Annotated in this window: 16 protein-coding genes and 1 rRNA gene; 9 read left to right on the top strand and 8 right to left on the bottom strand. The window is 46.6% G+C overall.

Features of this window, described 5'->3' with window-relative positions:
• Positions 1–425 precede the first annotated feature (425 nt).
• The gene (locus tag RXX31_RS20630) at positions 426–863 is read left to right on the top strand and encodes an Hsp20 family protein (protein ID WP_317591580.1); all 438 of its coding nucleotides are present in this window, start codon (positions 426–428) and stop codon (positions 861–863) included.
• 64 nt (positions 864–927) lie between these two features.
• Here the strand turns inward: RXX31_RS20630 and RXX31_RS20625 are convergent, their stop codons facing one another.
• The 4 genes from RXX31_RS20625 to glyQ all read right to left on the bottom strand — a co-directional run bounded on the left by RXX31_RS20625 (position 928) and on the right by glyQ (position 7,728).
• Positions 928–2,181, bottom strand: a complete 1,254-nt coding sequence (locus RXX31_RS20625; protein ID WP_317591579.1) for a valine--pyruvate transaminase — start codon at positions 2,179–2,181, stop codon at positions 928–930.
• A 226-nt stretch (positions 2,182–2,407) separates the two neighbouring features.
• Complete coding sequence (locus RXX31_RS20620) at positions 2,408–4,495, bottom strand: alpha-amylase (RefSeq protein ID WP_317591578.1); 2,088 nt, start codon at positions 4,493–4,495, stop codon at positions 2,408–2,410.
• A 231-nt stretch (positions 4,496–4,726) separates the two neighbouring features.
• The gene (gene glyS / locus RXX31_RS20615) at positions 4,727–6,793 is read right to left on the bottom strand and encodes a glycine--tRNA ligase subunit beta (protein ID WP_317591577.1); all 2,067 of its coding nucleotides are present in this window, start codon (positions 6,791–6,793) and stop codon (positions 4,727–4,729) included.
• Between the two features lie 14 nt (positions 6,794–6,807).
• Positions 6,808–7,728, bottom strand: a complete 921-nt coding sequence (gene glyQ, locus RXX31_RS20610; RefSeq protein ID WP_317591576.1) for a glycine--tRNA ligase subunit alpha — start codon at positions 7,726–7,728, stop codon at positions 6,808–6,810.
• A 483-nt stretch (positions 7,729–8,211) separates the two neighbouring features.
• Between glyQ and RXX31_RS20605 the strand changes: the two genes are divergently transcribed.
• Together RXX31_RS20605 and RXX31_RS20600 are read left to right on the top strand one after the other, a co-directional pair.
• On the top strand, positions 8,212–8,766 hold the full coding sequence (locus RXX31_RS20605; protein WP_317591575.1) for a TMEM165/GDT1 family protein: 555 nt from the start codon (positions 8,212–8,214) through the stop codon (positions 8,764–8,766).
• Positions 8,767–8,971: 205 nt separating this feature from the next.
• On the top strand, positions 8,972–9,232 hold the full coding sequence (locus RXX31_RS20600) for a hypothetical protein (RefSeq protein WP_317591574.1): 261 nt from the start codon (positions 8,972–8,974) through the stop codon (positions 9,230–9,232).
• 33 nt (positions 9,233–9,265) lie between these two features.
• On the opposite strand, the gene tusA is transcribed toward RXX31_RS20600, so the two are convergent.
• A complete protein-coding gene (gene tusA / locus RXX31_RS20595; RefSeq protein ID WP_317591573.1) occupies positions 9,266–9,514 on the bottom strand; it encodes a sulfurtransferase TusA in 249 nt (82 codons plus the stop codon).
• A 132-nt stretch (positions 9,515–9,646) separates the two neighbouring features.
• Here tusA and RXX31_RS20590 point away from each other — a divergent pair, with 132 nt between their 5' ends.
• Both RXX31_RS20590 and RXX31_RS20585 read left to right on the top strand, forming a co-directional pair.
• A complete protein-coding gene (locus tag RXX31_RS20590; protein ID WP_317591572.1) occupies positions 9,647–9,829 on the top strand; it encodes a hypothetical protein in 183 nt (60 codons plus the stop codon).
• 164 nt (positions 9,830–9,993) lie between these two features.
• On the top strand, positions 9,994–10,935 hold the full coding sequence (locus RXX31_RS20585; RefSeq protein WP_317591571.1) for a LysR family transcriptional regulator: 942 nt from the start codon (positions 9,994–9,996) through the stop codon (positions 10,933–10,935).
• A 55-nt stretch (positions 10,936–10,990) separates the two neighbouring features.
• Here the strand turns inward: RXX31_RS20585 and RXX31_RS20580 are convergent, their stop codons facing one another.
• The 3 genes from RXX31_RS20580 to fadB all read right to left on the bottom strand — a co-directional run bounded on the left by RXX31_RS20580 (position 10,991) and on the right by fadB (position 15,592).
• Positions 10,991–11,971, bottom strand: coding sequence for an MDR family oxidoreductase (locus RXX31_RS20580; protein WP_317591570.1), 981 nt, complete (start codon positions 11,969–11,971; stop codon positions 10,991–10,993).
• A 258-nt stretch (positions 11,972–12,229) separates the two neighbouring features.
• A complete protein-coding gene (gene fadA / locus RXX31_RS20575; RefSeq protein WP_317591569.1) occupies positions 12,230–13,405 on the bottom strand; it encodes an acetyl-CoA C-acyltransferase FadA in 1,176 nt (391 codons plus the stop codon).
• Positions 13,406–13,420: 15 nt separating this feature from the next.
• Complete coding sequence (fadB, locus tag RXX31_RS20570) at positions 13,421–15,592, bottom strand: fatty acid oxidation complex subunit alpha FadB (protein ID WP_317591568.1); 2,172 nt, start codon at positions 15,590–15,592, stop codon at positions 13,421–13,423.
• A gap of 272 nt (positions 15,593–15,864) precedes the next feature.
• On the opposite strand from fadB, the gene RXX31_RS20565 reads away from it, so the two are divergent.
• The 4 genes from RXX31_RS20565 to RXX31_RS20550 all read left to right on the top strand — a co-directional run.
• The gene (locus RXX31_RS20565; protein ID WP_317591567.1) at positions 15,865–16,488 is read left to right on the top strand and encodes a YigZ family protein; all 624 of its coding nucleotides are present in this window, start codon (positions 15,865–15,867) and stop codon (positions 16,486–16,488) included.
• Between the two features lie 46 nt (positions 16,489–16,534).
• Complete coding sequence (locus RXX31_RS20560) at positions 16,535–17,992, top strand: TrkH family potassium uptake protein (protein WP_317591566.1); 1,458 nt, start codon at positions 16,535–16,537, stop codon at positions 17,990–17,992.
• A 9-nt stretch (positions 17,993–18,001) separates the two neighbouring features.
• Complete coding sequence (hemG, locus tag RXX31_RS20555; RefSeq protein ID WP_317591565.1) at positions 18,002–18,529, top strand: menaquinone-dependent protoporphyrinogen IX dehydrogenase; 528 nt, start codon at positions 18,002–18,004, stop codon at positions 18,527–18,529.
• A 513-nt stretch (positions 18,530–19,042) separates the two neighbouring features.
• A 16S ribosomal RNA gene (locus RXX31_RS20550) occupies positions 19,043–19,117 on the top strand; the annotation flags it as partial.

Here is a 19,117-nt window from a genome sequence, read left to right as displayed (position 1 = left end):
CCGTAATCCGTAATCCGTAATCCGTAATCCGTAATCCGTAATCCGTAACCGTGTTTCTCCCTAGGACCTAGGATTCTAGAACCTAGGACCTTAATACAAGACCTCAAATCGACAAATTATTTTCGTTCCAACCCTTGAAAGCCATTTTTCAGGCCTTATATCTAGAATTGAAGAGGTTAGCGGACTTGCTAGAGACTAGAAGTTCAGCGCTCTGAAATCGCTAAAACCCGATCGCTCAGAAGAGGATACGTGGTTTTAGCAACAAAATTTAAACCCTAAAGATTCCACGTCATGTCTCTGCGCTGAAGATAACAGCCTGCGGAATGATAAGAATCGCTTAGCTCAGCGCTGATTTTTGCATAATCACGCTTTCTAGATGGCTGTCATCTGGGCTAAGACTATTGCTTGATTAAGAGGATAGATTTATGCGCAATGTAGATTTCTCACCACTATACCGTAATGCTATTGGTTTTGACCGTCTGCTAAACCTGATGGAAGCGGGCTCTGCGAAGAACTCTTCCAATGGTTACCCTCCATACAATATTGAACAAAAAGACGAGCACAATTACCGTATTACGATGGCCGTTGCGGGCTTTGCTGAAGAGCAGCTTGATTTGACCCAAAACGAAAATATGCTGATTGTGAAGGGCGAACGTCAAGCCGAAGAAGGTAAAAACTACGTTTACCAGGGCATTGCCGAGCGCGATTTTGAGCGTAAGTTCCAGCTAGCGGACTACGTGAAAGTGACAGGCGCATCAATGGAAAACGGCCTGTTACACATTGACTTGGTTCGTGAAATTCCTGAAGCGATGCAACCACGTAAAATTGCTATCGGCGGCGGCAACCTGCTGGAAAACAGCTAATCAGCAAATACTTTGCCCATAGAGTGAGAAAGAGCGCCAGTCGGCGCTCTTTTAGTTTGTTTTTCTATTTACCTTCTTGGTATGCCTTTTCAACTTCTTCGGCGATAATCGCAATGCCTTTCTGCATCATCTCGTCATCTTGAACGTAGTTCATACGTAGGCACTGATGGGCGTGATCCCACTCATCTTCCTGACCGATAAAGAAATATTCACCCGGAACAATCAGTACCCCACGAGCTTTCAGACGTTGGTACAACTCCATTGTCGTGATTGGCAGTTCATCAAACCACAGCCATAAGAAGATGGCGCCTTCTGGCTTGTGAATACGAAAACGTGGGTCGGTAATCGCTTGCTGCAGCAGTTCTACTGCACGTTGAGACTTTTGCTTGTAGTAGGGCTTAATGACATCCGAACTCAGCCTTAGAAGGTCGCCATTACCAATTATATGATTCGCTATTGCAGGGCCGACACTTCCCGGCGCAAGGCTAATAATGCCATTCATATTGGTCAGAGCTTGAGTGATGGCTTCATTGGCGATTACGATACCGCAGCGCACGCCCGGCAAGCCAAGCTTGGACAAGCTCATGCAAAGAATCGTATTGTCATTCCAGAATGGTTCAACTTCTTCAAAAATGATGTTCGGGAATGGCAAGCCGTAAGCGTTATCGATGATTAGCGGGATGTTGTTTTCACGCGCGAGCTTATCCAGTTTGCGAACTTCTTCATCCGTTAGTACGTTGCCTGTTGGGTTGGTTGGGCGAGAAGCACAGATAGCCGCGACAGAGTCATCAACTTTTAGCTTTTCAAAATCAACGTGGTACTTAAACAGACCCTTATCAAGCAATTCGATCTCTGGGTGGTACGAGACGAAAATATCTTCATCAATGCCCGCATCGCCATAACCAATATACTCTGGCGCGATTGGTAATAGTACTTTCTTGTGTGACCCGTCCGGCTGTTGGCCAGCGAGTAAATTGAATAGGTAGAAGAAACCGCTTTGGCTGCCATTGGTCAGGCTGATGTTCTTCTCGCTAATGTTCCAACCGTACGTTTCACGGAACAGCTTAGCCAAGGCTTTAATAAACGCATTTTTACCCTGTGGACCATCATAGTTGGTCAGAGCGGCGATGAGATCGCCATTGGCGAGCATTTCCTCACTGGCTTGGTGAAAGTAATCGAGCATGGCAGGGATGGCAGCGGGATTACCTCCACCGAGCATGATGGCACCTGGTGTGCGCAGACCATCATTTAAATCATCCATTAACTGCGTGATACCTGAATACTGATTAAATTTTTCACCAAACTTTGAGAACTGCATGTTTACTTATACCTAATTCATTGTGATTGCTTTGTGTCATCTTGCTGATTGAACACCAGCTTATAGTGTAATACTTGACCTTACCCTAATGTTATTACGACGCAAAGTGTGAATTCACTCGAAGAAGAAAAAAGTGTCTGTTCAGACCAGATGAATGGATTATAAAGCGAAAAGAGGATTAAAAAGGGAAGCCTGCGCTTCCCTTGCTGGTGGAAAGATGGATGTGCTATTCGCCAGTGTAGACAATAAGCACTTTGTCATCCTGATACTGACGCTCGAATGCGTAGTAGTCTTCCTGATTGCGTGTAATGTGCTGACCTTGAGCAACGGCTGGGTGACGCTTACGGAACTCGCCCAGTTTTTGCCAGTGCTGCAGTAAGTCTTCACGTTCGCCATGAATCTTATCCCATGGCATGTCTGAGCGGGTTCCCTGATGCGTATCGGAACCGGTATGACCGAAGTCACGGGCAATTTCGTCACCGTAATAGATCTGAACCGCACCCGGAGCCAGCATCAATGCATTTGCGGCACGGGCCTGATCATCGAAGCTGCGACTACGGGCAGACCAGAACAGCTGAGTATCGTGAGAAGAGAGGTAACTCAACACATTAAACTCAGGATCATCGTTGATTTGCTCTGCATAGCGTCGGTAATCACTGTCGAGGTTGGCAAAACATTTCAGCGCTTTTGGTGCGACATCTGACTGGAATTCGAAGTTGATAATTGAATCGAATCCGTTATCGAAGTAAGGGCTCTTCACCACGCTGTGCGCCCAAACTTCTCCGGTCATCCAGAATGGTAAATCGTCCAGCGCTTTATCTGGGTTGTTCTGTTTCCACTCTGCTAGCGCTTGTGTGGTACTGGCTTTCAATTCTGACCACGCTTCCATTTCTACGTGCTTCGCGGTATCAACACGGAAGCCATCAACGCCATAATCGCGGACCCAATCGGATAGCCAAGTGATCAGATGTTCGCGCGGCGTCTTTTGTTCATCACGTGCGCCAGTATCTTTGTTGTGGAAGAAGTTTGGCAAACCAGTTTTCTGAGTCGACTCAGTTTTCAGATCCGGTAAGTAGTTAAGAGACATGCTAATGTCGTTGTATCCCGGTGCATCGTAATTGCCGATGTCGGTTCGAATCCAGTCTTTACCCCACCATTTGTCCCATGCTTCACTGTCATTGTATTTGACGTAGTCGTTGAAGCTATGCCAACTCTGACCTGATTTTGGCTGCCAGTCAGTCCAGTTATCACCCAGCACGTCTTTGGCTTCCTGATCATCAAGATAAAGCTGACCAAAGCCAAATTCCTGCATATCGGCCAGTGTGGCGTAGCCGGTATGGTTCATCACCACATCCCAAATGATGCGAATGCCTTTCTCGTGTGCGGTATCGATGAAGGTTCTCAGCTCATCTTCGGTGCCCATGTTGGCATCAAGCTTAGTCCAGTCTTGGTGGTAGTAGCCGTGATAACCATAGTGTTTGAAATCGCCTTTGTCGCCGCCGCCAACCCAGCCGTGAATTTGCTCAAGGGGTGAGGTTATCCAGATGGCATTCACACCCAAGGATTCAATGTAATCGAGCTTATTGGTCAGACCGGCTAGGTCACCTCCGTGGAAGGTACCGATCTCATATTTGCCGTCTTTGCTGCGGCCGTAGCTGTTGTCATTGTTCGGGTTGCCATTGTAGAAACGGTCTGTCATGACGAAATAAACCGTGGCGTTATCCCAGCTGAATGATTTGGCCGTTTGCTGTTCAACTTCTTCCAGCAGCAATAGACCCTGGCTCATAGGGCCTGGCTGAAGAGTGACACTGCCGTTGGTTACGGTTGCTTCTTGTCCTGTGAGAGCATCGCGAACCAAGGTTCCATCATCAAAGGTTTCCGCGACATTGATGGTTTTAGCCGTATCGGTCGCAACAGGGCAAGTGAAGCTGGTTACCTGAGATTGCTTTGGCTTGAGCTTAACGGTCAGCTCATTGGTCGCTGGGTTAAGCGTAAATTGGTAGGTATTAGATTTAAAAATGCGCAGCGGCATAGTGGCATCCGTTGCACAGTTATCCATTTTTAATGGTCGGTTGAATTTTATGCGGCTTTCTTCTGCCAGAGCGAAGCTATTGCCACAGCTCTGTTTGCTGTCGGCGATCGTGAAAGTGTAATTGCCTTTATCCAGTTTCTGCTCTGCGATGAGCAAGCCTTTTTCATTTTGTTCAAACACGGCTTTGTCTTCACCGATACTGAGTACGATGGCGTTTTCTGGAATTTGGCTGCTGCAGGCACTAAGCAGACTAATAGAGAGTGCGAGAATTGTTTTTTTCATTGTGTCCTTCCCCCGGATAAACAACTCTTTTATAACAAAAAGAGCCCTCTACAATCCGAGCGGTACAACAACAAGTTAAATGCCTCTCACCCTACAAATTTTTGTGTTGTTCACAAAATGAATAATAAATACCCCTAACATCATTGTATTAGCAACAAAAAAGGGAAGCAGATGCTTCCCTTCTTACTATCTTATATCACTTCTTCGGTCAGTAACTGAGTCTTCGGTTACTTATTTTTGTAGAAGAGAGATATCTGCGATCTGTAGGAACAGGTTACGCAGGTTGTTCAGTAGGGTCAGACGGTTTTTCTTAAGCGCTTCGTCGTCTGCCATTACCATTACGTTGTCGAAGAACGCATCCACTGGCTCACGTAGATCAGCAAGTTTGCTTAGGGCTTCTTGGTAGTTACCTGTTGCAAAAGCTGGCTCAAGTGCTTCAGTCATCACTTCAACGCTTTCTGCTAACGCTTTTTCTGCATCTTCTTGTAGAAGAGACAAGTCGATCTCTTCTGCTAGTTCGCCATCGAATTTCGCCAGGATGTTACCTACACGTTTGTTTGCTGCCGCCAGAGATTCTGCCGCTTCTAGCTCACGGAAGTGAGATACTGCTTTCACGCGTTGATCGAAATCTGCTGGTTTGGTTGGGCGACGTGCTAGTACTGCCTGAATAATATCGACACTGAAGCCTTCGTCTTTGTACCATGCATTGAAACGACCAAGCATGAATTCAATAACGTCTTGTTCAACGTTAGTGTTAGTCAGCTTAGAGCCAAATTGTACTTTTGCTTCACGGATAAGGTCTAGAAGGTCTAGGTTGTAGCCATTTTCAACGATGATACGTAGTACACCCAGAGAGGCACGACGAAGTGCAAATGGGTCGCTGCCTTTTGGCGCTTGACCAATACCGAAGATACCAACGATAGTGTCCAGCTTGTCAGCCATTGCCACTGCAGAAGAAATCGCAGTGCTTGGCAGAACATCACCAGCGAAACGCGGCATGTATTGCTCGTATAGTGCGAGTGCTACTTGCTCATCTTCACCATCGTGAGTGGCGTAATGCATACCCATAACACCTTGAGTATCCGTAAACTCGAATACCATTGAAGTCATTAGGTCACACTTCGCTAACAAACCTGCGCGAGTTGATTTCTCGACATCCGCACCAATTTGTTTCGCGATGTAGCCTGCAAGTGCAGTGATACGATCGGTTTTGTCTTTGATTGTGCCCAGTTGCTTCTGGAAAATCGCGTTTTCCAGCTCTGGAAGGCGGTCAATCAGTGGACGCTTGCGGTCAGTATTGAAGAAGAACTCTGCATCAGCAAGACGTGGACGAACGACTTTCTCGTTACCTTCGATAACGTAGCGAGGTTCTTTCGACTCAATGTTGGATACGAAGATGAAGTTAGGCAGTAGCTTCTTGTCTTCAGAGTAGACAGGGAAGTACTTCTGGTCACCTTTCATGGTGTAAACCAAGGCTTCAGAAGGCACTTTGAGGAATTCTTCTTCGAATTTCGCTGTGAGTACTACTGGCCATTCAACCAGAGAGGTCACTTCTTCTACTAGGTCATCTTCGAGATCAGCGATACCGCCAACAGCAGCTGCCGCTTTTTGTGCGTCAGCCAGGATGATAGCTTTACGAGCTTCGTAATCCGCCATGACTTTACCGCGTTCTTCAAGAATCGCAGGGTATTGCTCAGCAGAGTCGATAGTGAACTCTTGCTCACCCATGAAGCGGTGACCGCGAATTGTGCGATCCGATGCAACGCCAAGGATTTCGCCTGCGATCAGATCGCTGCCCATTAGCATGGTGAGTGTTTTCACTGGACGAATAAATTGAGTCGTCTTGTTACCCCAGCGCATTGGTTTTGCGATAGGTAGGTTTGCTAGTGCTTTTGCAGCTAGTTCAACGATGATCTCAGAGGTTGGCAGACCTTTAACTTCTTGCTTGAACAGTAGCCATTCACCTTTATCGGTCACCATGCGATCCGCTTGGTCAACCGTGATGCCACAACCGCGTGCCCAGCCTTGAGCGGCTTTGGTTGGGTTTCCGTCAGCATCAAATGCTGCTGATACAGCAGGGCCGCGTTTTTCAACGACTTTGTCAGATTGACTTTCTGCCAGTGCGGCTACTTTAAGTGCCAGACGGCGAGGTGCTGCAAACCACTTGATGCCTTCATGAGCAAGCTCTGCGCTTGCTAGCTCAGATTCAAAGTTTGCTGCGAATGCTTCAGCCAGTGTACGAAGTTGCGTTGGTGGTAGCTCTTCTGTACCCAGCTCGATTAGAAATTCTTTTGCCATGTTAGATCGACCCCTTACGCGTTATCTTCTTTTTTACACATTGGGAAGCCAAGTGCTTCACGTGATGCGTAGTATGCTTCTGCTACTGCCTTAGTCAGGTTACGGATGCGCAGAATATAGCGTTGACGCTCAGTTACAGAGATCGCTTTGCGTGCATCTAGCAGGTTGAACGCGTGGCCTGCTTTCAGGATGCGTTCATAAGCTGGTAGTGGAAGAGGTTTTTCAAGCGCAACGAGCTGTTGACACTCTTTCTCACACTGTTCAAAGAAGCCGAATAAGAAATCAACATCAGCGTGTTCGAAGTTGTAAGTTGATTGTTCCACTTCGTTTTGGTGGAAGATATCACCGTAAGTAACTTTGCTGCCGTCTGGTGCGATATTCCAAACCAGGTCGTAAACCGAATCTACTTCCTGGATGTACATAGCAAGACGCTCGATACCGTAAGTAATTTCGCCAGTGACTGGTTTACACTCAAGGCCACCAACTTGTTGGAAGTAAGTAAACTGAGTTACTTCCATGCCGTTTAGCCATACTTCCCAGCCTAGACCCCATGCGCCTAGTGTCGGGTTTTCCCAGTTGTCTTCTACGAAACGGATATCGTGTACAAGCGGGTCAATACCAAGAACTTCAAGGGAACCAAGGTACAACTCTTGGATATTGTCTGGCGATGGTTTTAGCGCTACTTGGAATTGGTAGTAGTGCTGAAGACGGTTAGGGTTTTCACCATAACGGCCATCAGTAGGACGACGTGAAGGTTGTACATAAGCTGTCGACATTGGCTCTGGACCAATTGCTCGTAAACAGGTCATTGGATGCGAGGTACCCGCTCCAACTTCCATATCGAGTGGTTGAACAACGGTACAACCATTTTGAGCCCAATAATCCTGCAGCGCGAGGATCATTCCCTGGAAGGTTTTGATATCGTATTTTTGCATAAGTCAGGTTCGCGCGATTCTCTTGTTACTCATTAATTCGTCATCTATGCCGAGTTTTTCAACTCTAACAACGGCGATAAAGAGTAATTACGGTTGAATAAATTAACAATCTAGTATAACCAGATATTGAGCATGGGAGTAGAGCTAATCTTGATTAATTCATGGGCGATTTTCTCCTTTAATGAATTTTTACCGCGTTATCTGCTGTATTTTTCTTAAAAGGGAGTTTTCTGCCGCTTTGGTGCTTGAGATGAGCCTTAAGGTTGGCTAGAATTGCGCCTGTCTTTGGGGAGTAGCTTACCCGGTGAAGTTTCCGTTTCATCAGGTTCGTTCGTCAACATAATTGGTGCAAAATCACCATGGCGCTCGAGACTCGAAGCCTTTCGAGTTTAGCAAGACCTTAGACAAATCATCACGAACCGGGGTGGGGCGTGAGGTTTGTCTACGGTTGAATATAATAATCCCTGCCCCAAAGAGCATGTCGTGAGCGTTTTAGCTATTTCAATTACTACTGTCGCGTTAGCAGAAATTGGCGATAAGACCCAATTGCTATCGTTGTTACTTGCCAGTCGATACCGCAAACCGGTTCCTATTATTGCAGCAATCTTTTTAGCCACCATTGCTAACCACGCTTTGGCTGCATGGTTAGGTGTCGTTGTGGCCGATTATCTATCTCCTGAAGTATTAAAATGGGTGCTGGTGGTCAGTTTTGTTGCTATGGCCGCCTGGGTTCTGATTCCGGATAAACTGGATGATGATGAAGAGATTTCCAATCGCGGTCCATTTATTGCCAGTTTTATTGCCTTCTTCGTGGCCGAGATTGGAGACAAAACTCAGATCGCCACTTCTATTCTGGGTGCGCAGTATGCCGATGCCTTGAGCTGGGTCGTGTTAGGTACCACGATAGGTATGTTATTGGCGAATGTGCCTGTGGTTCTGATCGGTAAGTTATCAGCGGATAAAATGCCACTGGATCTTATCCGTAAGGTGACCGCCTTTTTGTTCGTCTTGTTGGCGATTGGTGCGGCATTCTTCTAATTTACCAATGTGGACAAAGCCAACCGTTGAGCGTGGCTTTGTCTGCGAAAATTAGTTGAAATGGAAAGAATTATCAATAACTAGCTAATTCGTGGTCTTATTCAAACTCTGGCTTAAATTCGATCAGGAGCGTGACGAAGCACATATTAGTGTCATACTTGTCATGGTAGTTTAGTGCTGTGAATGATAGCGAGAGGGCAAATATATGCTTACACGTTACATGGGGATGACCCCAAAGAGTCAGAGTTATTTATTCACCTTTGGTTTGGCGCTGTGTTTACTGGCATTGGCGCTGACCGATATGTGGTTGCCGATTGTGGCGGGAACGTTCGTTCTTACCGGCTTAACGGTAGAAGCGTGGATTCGGGTTGCTCATATCATACCGATGCATGAAGAAATGCGGGCGATGAAACAACAACTCAACAAGCTACAGTCAGAAGTTCGCACACTAGAATATGACGAATAAACAAACGGCAGCCTAATCGGCTGCCGTTTTTGATTATTCCAACCCTTTCTTAATCAGGTACTGGTAAGGCAGCTGCTCCGTTTGTGCAGCAACCAGTTGGTGATCCATAAAGCGACAGAAACTCGGGATATCTCGTGTCGTGGATGGATCGTCCGCTTTGATCAGCAAAATTTCACCATCTTGCATGTTGCGAATTGTCTTCCTGACCATCATGACTGGCTCTGGACAGCGAAGTCCCTCTGCTTCTAACGTCTTGGTTGCCAGTTCAGGATTAAAGCTCATAGTGTGACTCTCGTAGCTAACTTAGCGATGAATTTTACGTTCGTGGAAAAAATATTCAATAACCACTTGGCAAATTGTTATTTTTGATTTACCTTAAGTTAACAAATTGGTAACAAGTGGTGAGGAGAAGCGATGTTGACAGCTTTAGACAGACTAACAATATATTCTGTTCTCTGTTTTATTTCGTTTGGTGCATTGGTCGTCAGTAAACCAGCGGATTCCTCATTAATGCCTCTCGTAGGCGTGATTGCAACGATTTTGGGTATTTGGATTGAGATGCATAAGTGGTCAGATGCATCAGAGCAAGAAAACTAATATTGCCTAACTCAATCGAGACACATTGATTTGCCATTATCTTTTTACCAACACTTCATTCCGACACTATCCCCATTTTTTCTTGGGCTTCCCCGCTGAAAGGCGGGATTTTTTTTGCCTGAAGAGTACAATTTGACGAAACCCCTGCACAGTATGTGGTCATTGTGGAATTAGAAGACATTTATCGTCGAGATCTGAATTTATTAGTCGCACTACGTGTTCTGATTGAAGAGAACAGCGTCAGTAAGGCTGCAACCCGCCTGAACTTGAGCCAGTCGGCGATGAGTCGGGTGCTTGGTCGACTGCGCGATTTATTGGATGACCCATTGTTCACTCGCCAGGGGCAGCATTTGATTCCAACTAAAAAGGCGCTGGAAATTGATCGTTCTCTAGGGGAGCCGTTAGAGTCGCTGCGACAGCTGCTTTCGCCAATTGAATTCGATCCGCTGCAATGCGACCAGACCTTTACTATCGCCACGACAGATTACGCGATGCAGACTATATTGCCTTTTGCTTTGCCGCGTATTTATCAGGAAGCACCGAATGTGTCGTTCAATTTCCTGCCCTTGCAGCATGACCGGTTGTCAGATCAGCTGACCTATGAAGGTGCCGATCTCGCCATTTGTCGACCTACTGGTCCGATAGAGCCACTGCGAAGTGAAATTTTGGGTCGAGTCGGCGTGTTGTGTTTGTTGTCGAAACAGCACCCGTTGGCAGAAAAAGAGATGAGTCTGAACGATTATCTGCATTACCCACATGCGATGATTGCCATCAGTGATGGGGTCAATGCGCTGATCGAGCAAGCTCTGATGGATAAGCCACAACGCAAAATGGTGCTGCGTGCTTATCACCTGGAAGCGGCACTGGCGATTGTTGATACCTTGCCAATCATTATCATCGTTCCGGCCGATTTAGCGTATTTGGTAGCGGAACGTTATGACCTAATGGTGAAACCTCTGCCGTTTGAATTTACTCCGTTTGATTACTCGATGATCTGGCATGCGCGTTGTGAGCATTCACCTGCACAAGAATGGTTGAGAGGGATTGTGAAAGAAGAGTGCGGACGGTTGATTGCCAAGCGCATCGAAGATATGGGATTAGGTTGATCAAAAAGAGCCAGCAATGCCGGCTCTTGGTCTATCAAGTTTGTGATTGTAGAGCTTAAAGCTTAATAACCACGCGTCCAGTCACTTGGCCATTAGTGATGTCTTCAGCGTACTTTGGTGCTTCTCCCAGTTCGACTTCGGTACAAGCTTGATCAAAGTAGCTATCAGGTAAGATCTCAACCAGCTTTTCCCATGCGGCAATGCGTTTTTCAGTTGGACACATAACTGAATCCACGCCTTGGAGTCTTACATTACGTAGGATAAATGGCATCACTGTTGTTGGCAGGTCAAAACCACCTGCTAAGCCACATGCTGCGACTGCGCTGTTGTAATCCATTTGTGCCAATACTTTTGCCAGCACTTTGCTGCCGACAGTATCAACTGCACCTGCCCAGATTTGTTTCTCAAGTGGGCGAGCTGGTTCTTCAAACTCAACGCGGTCGATGATGCGACTTGCACCCAGTTTTTCTAACAGTGGGCCGTTTTGTTCAACGCGGCCAGTAACGGCTGCGACTTTGTAACCCAGTTGCGCCAGCAATGCCACAGCGACTGAGCCTACGCCACCACTTGCGCCAGTAACAAGGATTTCGCCTGCTTCTGGTTTGATATCAGCATCAAGCAGCGCCTGAACACACAGCATTGCGGTAAAGCCAGCAGTACCAACCATCATTGCTTTTTTGCTGTCTAGCCCTTTTGGTAGCGGTACTAACCAATCAGCTTTCAAACGAGCACGTTGCGCCATGCCGCCCCAGTGGTTTTCACCGACGCCCCAGCCTGTCAGTACCACTTTGTCGCCAGCCTGGTAGCGTCCATCTTCAGAGCTCACCACGGTACCAGCCAGGTCAATGCCCGGAACCATTGGAAAGTTACGGATGATTTTACCTTTGCCTGTAATCGCCAAACCGTCTTTGTAGTTTAACGATGAGTAGTCAACGTCAATCAGGACGTCACCTTCAGGAAGTTGGGTTTCATCAATTTGTTCGATGTTGGCGATAGTACGTTTGTCTTCTTGGTTTAGAACTAGAGCATTAAACATGAGGTTCTCCGAGTGTGCGGTAGTGTGGCTGGGATGCCACAGCAGCAAGATATTAACTGCCTCTAAGTGTATGTCTTGTTTGGTTATGAATAAAATGAAAGTTCATCATTTAATCTATGCTTGTAGTGCATGTATCTCTGATGACAACTTAAAAATAAAGGGCGACACAGGATGTCGCCCTTAAGTCTAATACTAAATGACTTTAGCATCGGTTCATTTCATCAGGATGCCGAGTGGATCACTCTGTCGTTCAAAGACCTAAGGTCTTTCAAAGACAGTCGCAATGCCCTGACCAAGACCGATACACATGGTCGCAAGACCGTATTTCGCGTCTTTAGCTTCCATTAGGTTGATCAGCGTTGTAGAGATACGAGAACCAGAACAGCCTAGTGGGTGACCCAGAGCGATTGCACCACCATTCAGGTTCACTTTTTCATCCATCACATCAAGAAGACCCAGGTCTTTCGCACATGGTAGTGATTGTGCTGCGAATGCTTCGTTTAGTTCAACGACATCCATATCATCAATAGATAGACCTGCACGTTTTAGCGCTTTTTGTGTTGCTGGTACCGGACCGTAACCCATGATTGACGGATCGCAGCCTGCAACCGCCATACCCTTGATACGCGCACGGATCTTCAGGCCAAGCTCGTTGGCTTTTTCTTCACTCATGATCAGCATGGCTGATGCGCCATCTGACAGAGCAGAAGACGTACCTGCCGTCACAGTACCATTTGCAGGGTCGAATACCGGACGAAGCTGAGATAAGCCGTCTACCGAAGTTTCTGGACGAATAACTTCATCGTAATCGAGAGTAAAGAGAGTACCGTCTGCCGCGTGACCTTCGATTGGCAGGATCTCGTTTTTAAAACGGCCTTCCACGGTGGCTGCATGAGCGCGAGCATGAGAGCGTGCCGCAAACTCATCCTGTTGTTCACGGCTGATACCGTGTAGTTTGCCCAGCATTTCAGCCGTTAAGCCCATCATGCCAGCCGCTTTAGCTACGTTCTTTGCCATGCCCGGGTGAAAATCCACACCGTGGTTCATTGGTACGTGACCCATGTGCTCAACACCACCGATCAGACAGATCTCTGCGTCGCCAGTCATAATTGCGCGTGTACCGTCATGCAAAGCCTGCATGGATGAACCACACAAACGGTTTACGGTAACCGCGCTAATTTCAATTGGCAGACCAGCCAGCAGCGCTGCGTTACGTGCAACGTTAAAGCCTTGTTCCAGCGTTTGTTGTACACAGCCCCAGTAGATGTCTTCGATCTCACTTGGGTTTACTTGCGGGTTACGCGCCAGAATGCCTTTCATCAGTTGTGCTGATAGGTCTTCAGCACGAGTATTACGGAAAGCGCCACCTTTAGAGCGACCCATTGGGGTACGTAGACAATCTACTACGACAACATTTCTTGTTTGATTAGTCATTTTGGGAATCCCTCCTTAGATAGAGCCTTGCTGTTGTGCGCCGTAGAAGCTCTCGCCTTTGGCTGCCATATCAATCAGCATTTGCGGTACTTGGTACATCGCGCCTAGTTCAGCGTGTTGTTTTGCTGTTTCGATGTATTCAGCAATACCAACGCTGTCTAGGTAGCGGAATACACCGCCGCGGAATGGAGGGAAGCCCAGACCGTAAACCAGAGCCATGTCCGCTTCTTGTGGTGTGGCGATAATGCCTTCCTGTAGACACAGCACCACTTCGTTGATCATAGGAATCATCATACGTTGGATGATGGTTTGCTCGTCGAAGTCACGTTTATCTGCACATACGTCAGCTAATAGTGGCAAGATTTCTTCAGAGAAGGTCTTCTTCGGTTTGCCTTTCTTATCAACTGAATAGCTGTAGAAGCCGCTGCCGTTTTTCTGACCAAATTTGTTGGCTTCAAACAAAGCATCAATCGCATCACGACCTTGTTTACCCATACGCTCTGGGAAACCCTCGGCCATCACGGCTTGCGCATGATGAGCAGTATCAATACCTACAACGTCAAGCAGGTATGCTGGACCCATTGGCCAGCCAAACTTGCGTTCCATGATTTTGTCGATTTGCGTGAAATCAGCACCATCACGAAGCAGCATGCTGAAGCCACCAAAGTACGGGAACAGTACGCGGTTTACGAAGAATCCAGGGCAGTCATTGACCACGATAGGTGATTTACCCATTTTCGCTGCGTAAGCGACAACACGATTGATCGTGTCATCCGATGTTTTCTCGCCGCGGATGATTTCAACCAATGGCATGCGATGCACAGGGTTAAAGAAGTGCATACCACAGAAGTTTTCCGGGCGTTGTAGTGACTGAGCCAGTACGTTGATTGGAATGGTCGATGTGTTAGACGTAATAACCGTATCTTCGCCAACATTTTGCTCGACTTCGCTAAGGACGGCAGCTTTTACTTTCGGGTTTTCAACCACCGCTTCGACAATCACATCTGAGTTTTCGATGCCAGCGTAGTGCAGGCTTGGAGTAATAGACGCGAGGATGCCCGCCATCTTGAAGCCGTCAAGACGACCCGTAGCAAGACGCTTATTCAGCAGTTTCGACGCTTCGTTCATGCCCAAATCTAATGAGGCTTGAGCGATGTCTTTCATCAGTACAGGCACACCTTTCAGTGCCGATTGGTAAGCGATACCGCCACCCATGATACCTGCGCCAAGGACTGCTGCACGTTTAGTGTCTTTGTTTGCTGATTTTGCTGCTTTTTTAGCGATGCCTTTAATGTACTGATCATTAAGGAACAGACCGACCAGTGATTTCGCTTCTTCTGATTTTGCCAGCTTAACGAAGTACTTACGTTCTACAGCCAGTGCTTCATCACGGGCAAACTGAGCACCTTCTTCAATAGTAAGGACGGATGTCATTGGTGCTGGGTAATGCGGGCCTGCTTTTTGTGCCACGAGGCCTTTTGCCATTGTGAAGCTCATCGTTGACTCAAGCTTACTCAACGTCAGTGGCGATGTCTTTTGTTTACGGCGTGCTTGCCAATCCAGTTTCTCGTTAATTGCAGAAGTCAGTGTTTGCAGAGCAGATGCATAGAGAGAGTCTGAATCAACAACCGCATCTAACAGGCCAAGGCTTAGTGCTTCATTTGCTCGACAAGCTTTGCCTTGGGTGATGATTTCCATCGCGTTATCAGCGCCGATAACACGTGGCAGGCGTACACAGCCACCAAAGCCTGGCATGATGCCAAGTTTCGTTTCTGGCAGACCAATGCTGGCGGTCTTGTCACCGATACGCATGTCTGTTGCCAATACACACTCACAGCCACCACCAAGAGCATGGCCCTTGATGACTGAGATGGTTGGCACTGGCAGGTCTTCCATTTTATTGAAGATGCTGTTAGCAAATTGTAACCACTGATCCAGCTCGGCATCTGTCTTCGCAAACAGACCTAAAAATTCAGTAATGTCTGCACCTACAATGAACGCATCTTTATCTGAAGTCAGCATTACGCCTTTCAGACCTTGGTGGGCGATAAGTGCATCAAGGGCTTTGTCTAGTGACTCAAGCGTCGCTAAATCAAGTTTATTGACGGATTTTGGCGAGCAGAAGCTCAGCTCTGCAATGCCATCCTGTATTTCCTTTACCTGTAGGGTTTCGGCTTGGTAAATCATTGTCTATCTCCATGACATACAATCTGGGATTGTCTGTATACCTATTTAAATGGTGCCCTTCCTCGTATAAATAGCCTCAGATAAATAGGTATCGAGGAAGTGTTTTATTCTAATTCTGGTTTGACCATTGATGTTAGTTTTGATCGGTGGATGTTTAATTTCAACACATTTTTCAAACAAGTGTTTAACATTGTGCGCTGGGACAGATCTTATGCGACTTGCAAATCACTATCGTGATAGACTTCTGGTAAAGAGATAAACGACCTAATGCTATGAATGACCAGCCTTATTTGATTCCTGCGCAACCGACTCAATTTGAAGAAGAGATCAAAAAGAGTGTGTTTATTACGCATCTTGCCCATACGCCAAGTGTCGAAGCGGCGAAAGCATTTGTGGATCAAGTAAAAGCACAGCACGCGGATGCGCGACATAATTGCTGGGGATTTGTCGCAGGTAGGCCGGAAGATTCGATGAAATGGGGTTTTAGCGACGACGGTGAACCGTCTGGTACGGCAGGTAAGCCTATTCTCGCGCAGCTTTCCGGCTCTGGGGTTGGGGAAATGACTGCGGTTGTGACCCGTTACTCTGGTGGCATCAAATTAGGCACGGGTGGTCTGGTTAAGGCTTATGGTGGTGGGGTGCAACAAGCACTCAAGCAGCTTCAAACTATTGAGAAAAAAATCACCACAAAGCTCAGACTAGCGTTAGACTATGGGTTTATGCCTATCGCACAGTCTATTATGCCTCAGTTTGGGGCGGTGGAAGTCGATGCTGAATACAGCGATCAGGTCGTGCTGGTGGTAGAAATTGAGCTGCGTGAAGTGAGCGGATTTACCCAAGCGATCATCAATAAAAGTGGGGCAAAGGCAATTGTGACCCCGCTAGACGGAAAATAATGAAAAACAGTAAGCGACAGGGACAGCTTCGCTAGTCAATCAATCCATGCAATTTCGTTCAATTATTCGTATTGTCGGGCTATTGCTTGCGCTTTTTAGCGTCACAATGCTCGCACCTGCACTCGTCGCGCTTACCTATCGAGATGGCGCGGGTGTACCCTTTGTTACGACCTTTTTTGTTCTGCTGTTTTGCGGAGGTGTTTGCTGGTTTCCGAACCGCAGGCACAAGCATGAGCTAAAATCACGTGACGGCTTCCTTATTGTGGTCTTATTCTGGACGGTACTAGGCAGTGCGGGGTCCATTCCGTTTTTGATTGCCGATAACCCTAATGTATCGGTAACTGACGCCTTTTTTGAGTCATTTTCTGCTTTGACGACGACCGGTGCAACCGTGATTGTTGGTCTGGATGAGTTACCTAAAGCGATCTTGTTCTATCGCCAGTTACTCCAATGGTTTGGTGGAATGGGGATCATCGTATTGGCGGTTGCCATTTTGCCTGTATTGGGTATCGGTGGTATGCAGTTGTATCGCGCTGAAATTCCGGGTCCGGTAAAAGACACTAAAATGACGCCGCGTATTGCCGAGACAGCCAAAGCCCTCTGGTATATCTACTTAAGCTTAACCATTGCGTGTGCGACAGCATTTTGGTTGGCGGGTATGACCCCATTTGATGCGATTAGCCACAGCTTCTCGACCATCGCAATAGGCGGGTTCTCAACTCACGATGCGAGTATGGGGTATTTCGATAGCTATGCGATTAACCTCATTACCGTGGTTTTCCTGCTTATATCGGCATGTAACTATACCTTGCACTTTGCGGCATTTGCCTCTGGTGGTGTGCACCCGAAATACTATTGGAAAGATCCCGAGTTTCGTGCCTTCATCTTTATACAGGTGCTACTGTTCGTCATTTGCTTCTTATTATTACTTCAGCACCACGCATATACCTCCACTTATGATGCGTTTGACCAAGCGCTGTTCCAAACGGTTTCTATTTCTACGACGGCTGGTTTTACCACAACAGGCTTCGCTGATTGGCCACTATTCTTACCTGTATTGCTTCTGTTCTCATCTTTTATTGGTGGGTGCGCTGGCTCGACAGGTGGCGGCATGAAAGTTATCCGTATTTTGCTACTTACACTACAAGGAGCACGTGAGCTTAAACGTCTGGTCCACCCTAGGGCTGTCTACACCATTAAAGTGGGGGGCAGCGCTCTACCACAACGAGTTGTCGATGCCGTTTGGGGGTTCTTCTCAGCTTATGCATTGGTATTTGTTGTGTGCATGTTAGGGCTTATCGCGACCGGAATGGATGAACTGAGTGCATTCTCGGCCGTTGCTGCCACTTTAAATAACCTTGGCCCTGGTCTTGGAGAAGTGGCGCTGCATTTTGGCGACGTCAATGATAAAGCTAAATGGGTACTGATTGTCTCCATGCTATTTGGTCGTCTGGAAATATTTACCTTACTCATTCTACTCACGCCGACGTTTTGGCGTAGTTAAGGGGAAACCGTGGCAAAAGCTTTGTTCTTGTACTCTTCTCGCGAAGGGCAAACTAAAAAAATCTTCCACTATATAGATGAGAAACTAACGGACTTCGATTGTGATTTAGTCGACCTACATAATGTAGATACTATTGATTTCGAACCCTATGACAAAGTGTTGGTTGGTGCTTCTATTCGTTATGGGCATTTGAATAAGAAATTGTACCAATTTATTGAACGCCATCTTACGCAACTGGAAAAGCATAAAGTCGCTTTCTTCTGCGTGAACTTAACGGCACGTAAGGAAGACCAGGGTAAAGATACGCCCGAAGGAAGTGCTTATATTCGTAAGTTCTTGATGAAATCACCTTGGAAACCAGAGCTGATAGGCGTGTTTGCTGGTGCGCTTTATTATCCTCGTTACGGATGGTTCGACAAAATGATGATTAAGTTCATCATGTCGATGACAGGTGGAGAAACGGATACAACGAAAGAAGTGGAATACACCAACTGGGAAAAAGTGGCTCTTTTCACGGATAAATTCAAAGAACTGTAGAAATAACGTGCTCTTTTAAGTGTTTTTGATGCTATTTCATTCGAATGATAGAAAATTCGAAAAAATAGTAAAAAAGGGCTTGCCAATGTGATCGCAATCTCTATAATGCCACCTCGCTGACACGGCAACGCTCCGAAAGGAACGAAGCGAAGTTAGCAAGCCAAATTAGCCAAGCGGAAACGCTTGAAAAAAGTTTGAAAAAAGTGATTGACACTAAACTTTAACTCGCTAAAATGGCCGTCCGATTTGAGTGGGGCGCATAGCTCAAGGCTCAATAGGAAAGCTCTTTAACAATATAGACCTATCAATCTGTGTGGGCACTCGTTGATGATAATCCAAATTAGATACTTCGGTATCAATTTAGGTTTCAATGATACGAAGTGACCATTCGAATTGGGAAGCAGCCTTGAGCTGTTTTGTTTTACTTTTTCAAAAGTGAAAACCAATAAGAGCACAGTCAATTCAAACATTACTTTATGTAATGTTCAGTATTCATTGAGCCGACAAAATCTTAAATTGAAGAGTTTGATCATGGCTCAGATTGAACGCTGGCGGCAGGCCTAACACATGCAAGTCGAGCGGAAACGA

The organism is Vibrio sp. EA2, from assembly GCF_033042495.1.
Classification (GTDB): domain Bacteria; phylum Pseudomonadota; class Gammaproteobacteria; order Enterobacterales; family Vibrionaceae; genus Vibrio.
The sequence above is the reverse complement of the archived record's forward strand: the minus strand, read 5'-3'. Positions and strand labels throughout refer to the sequence as shown.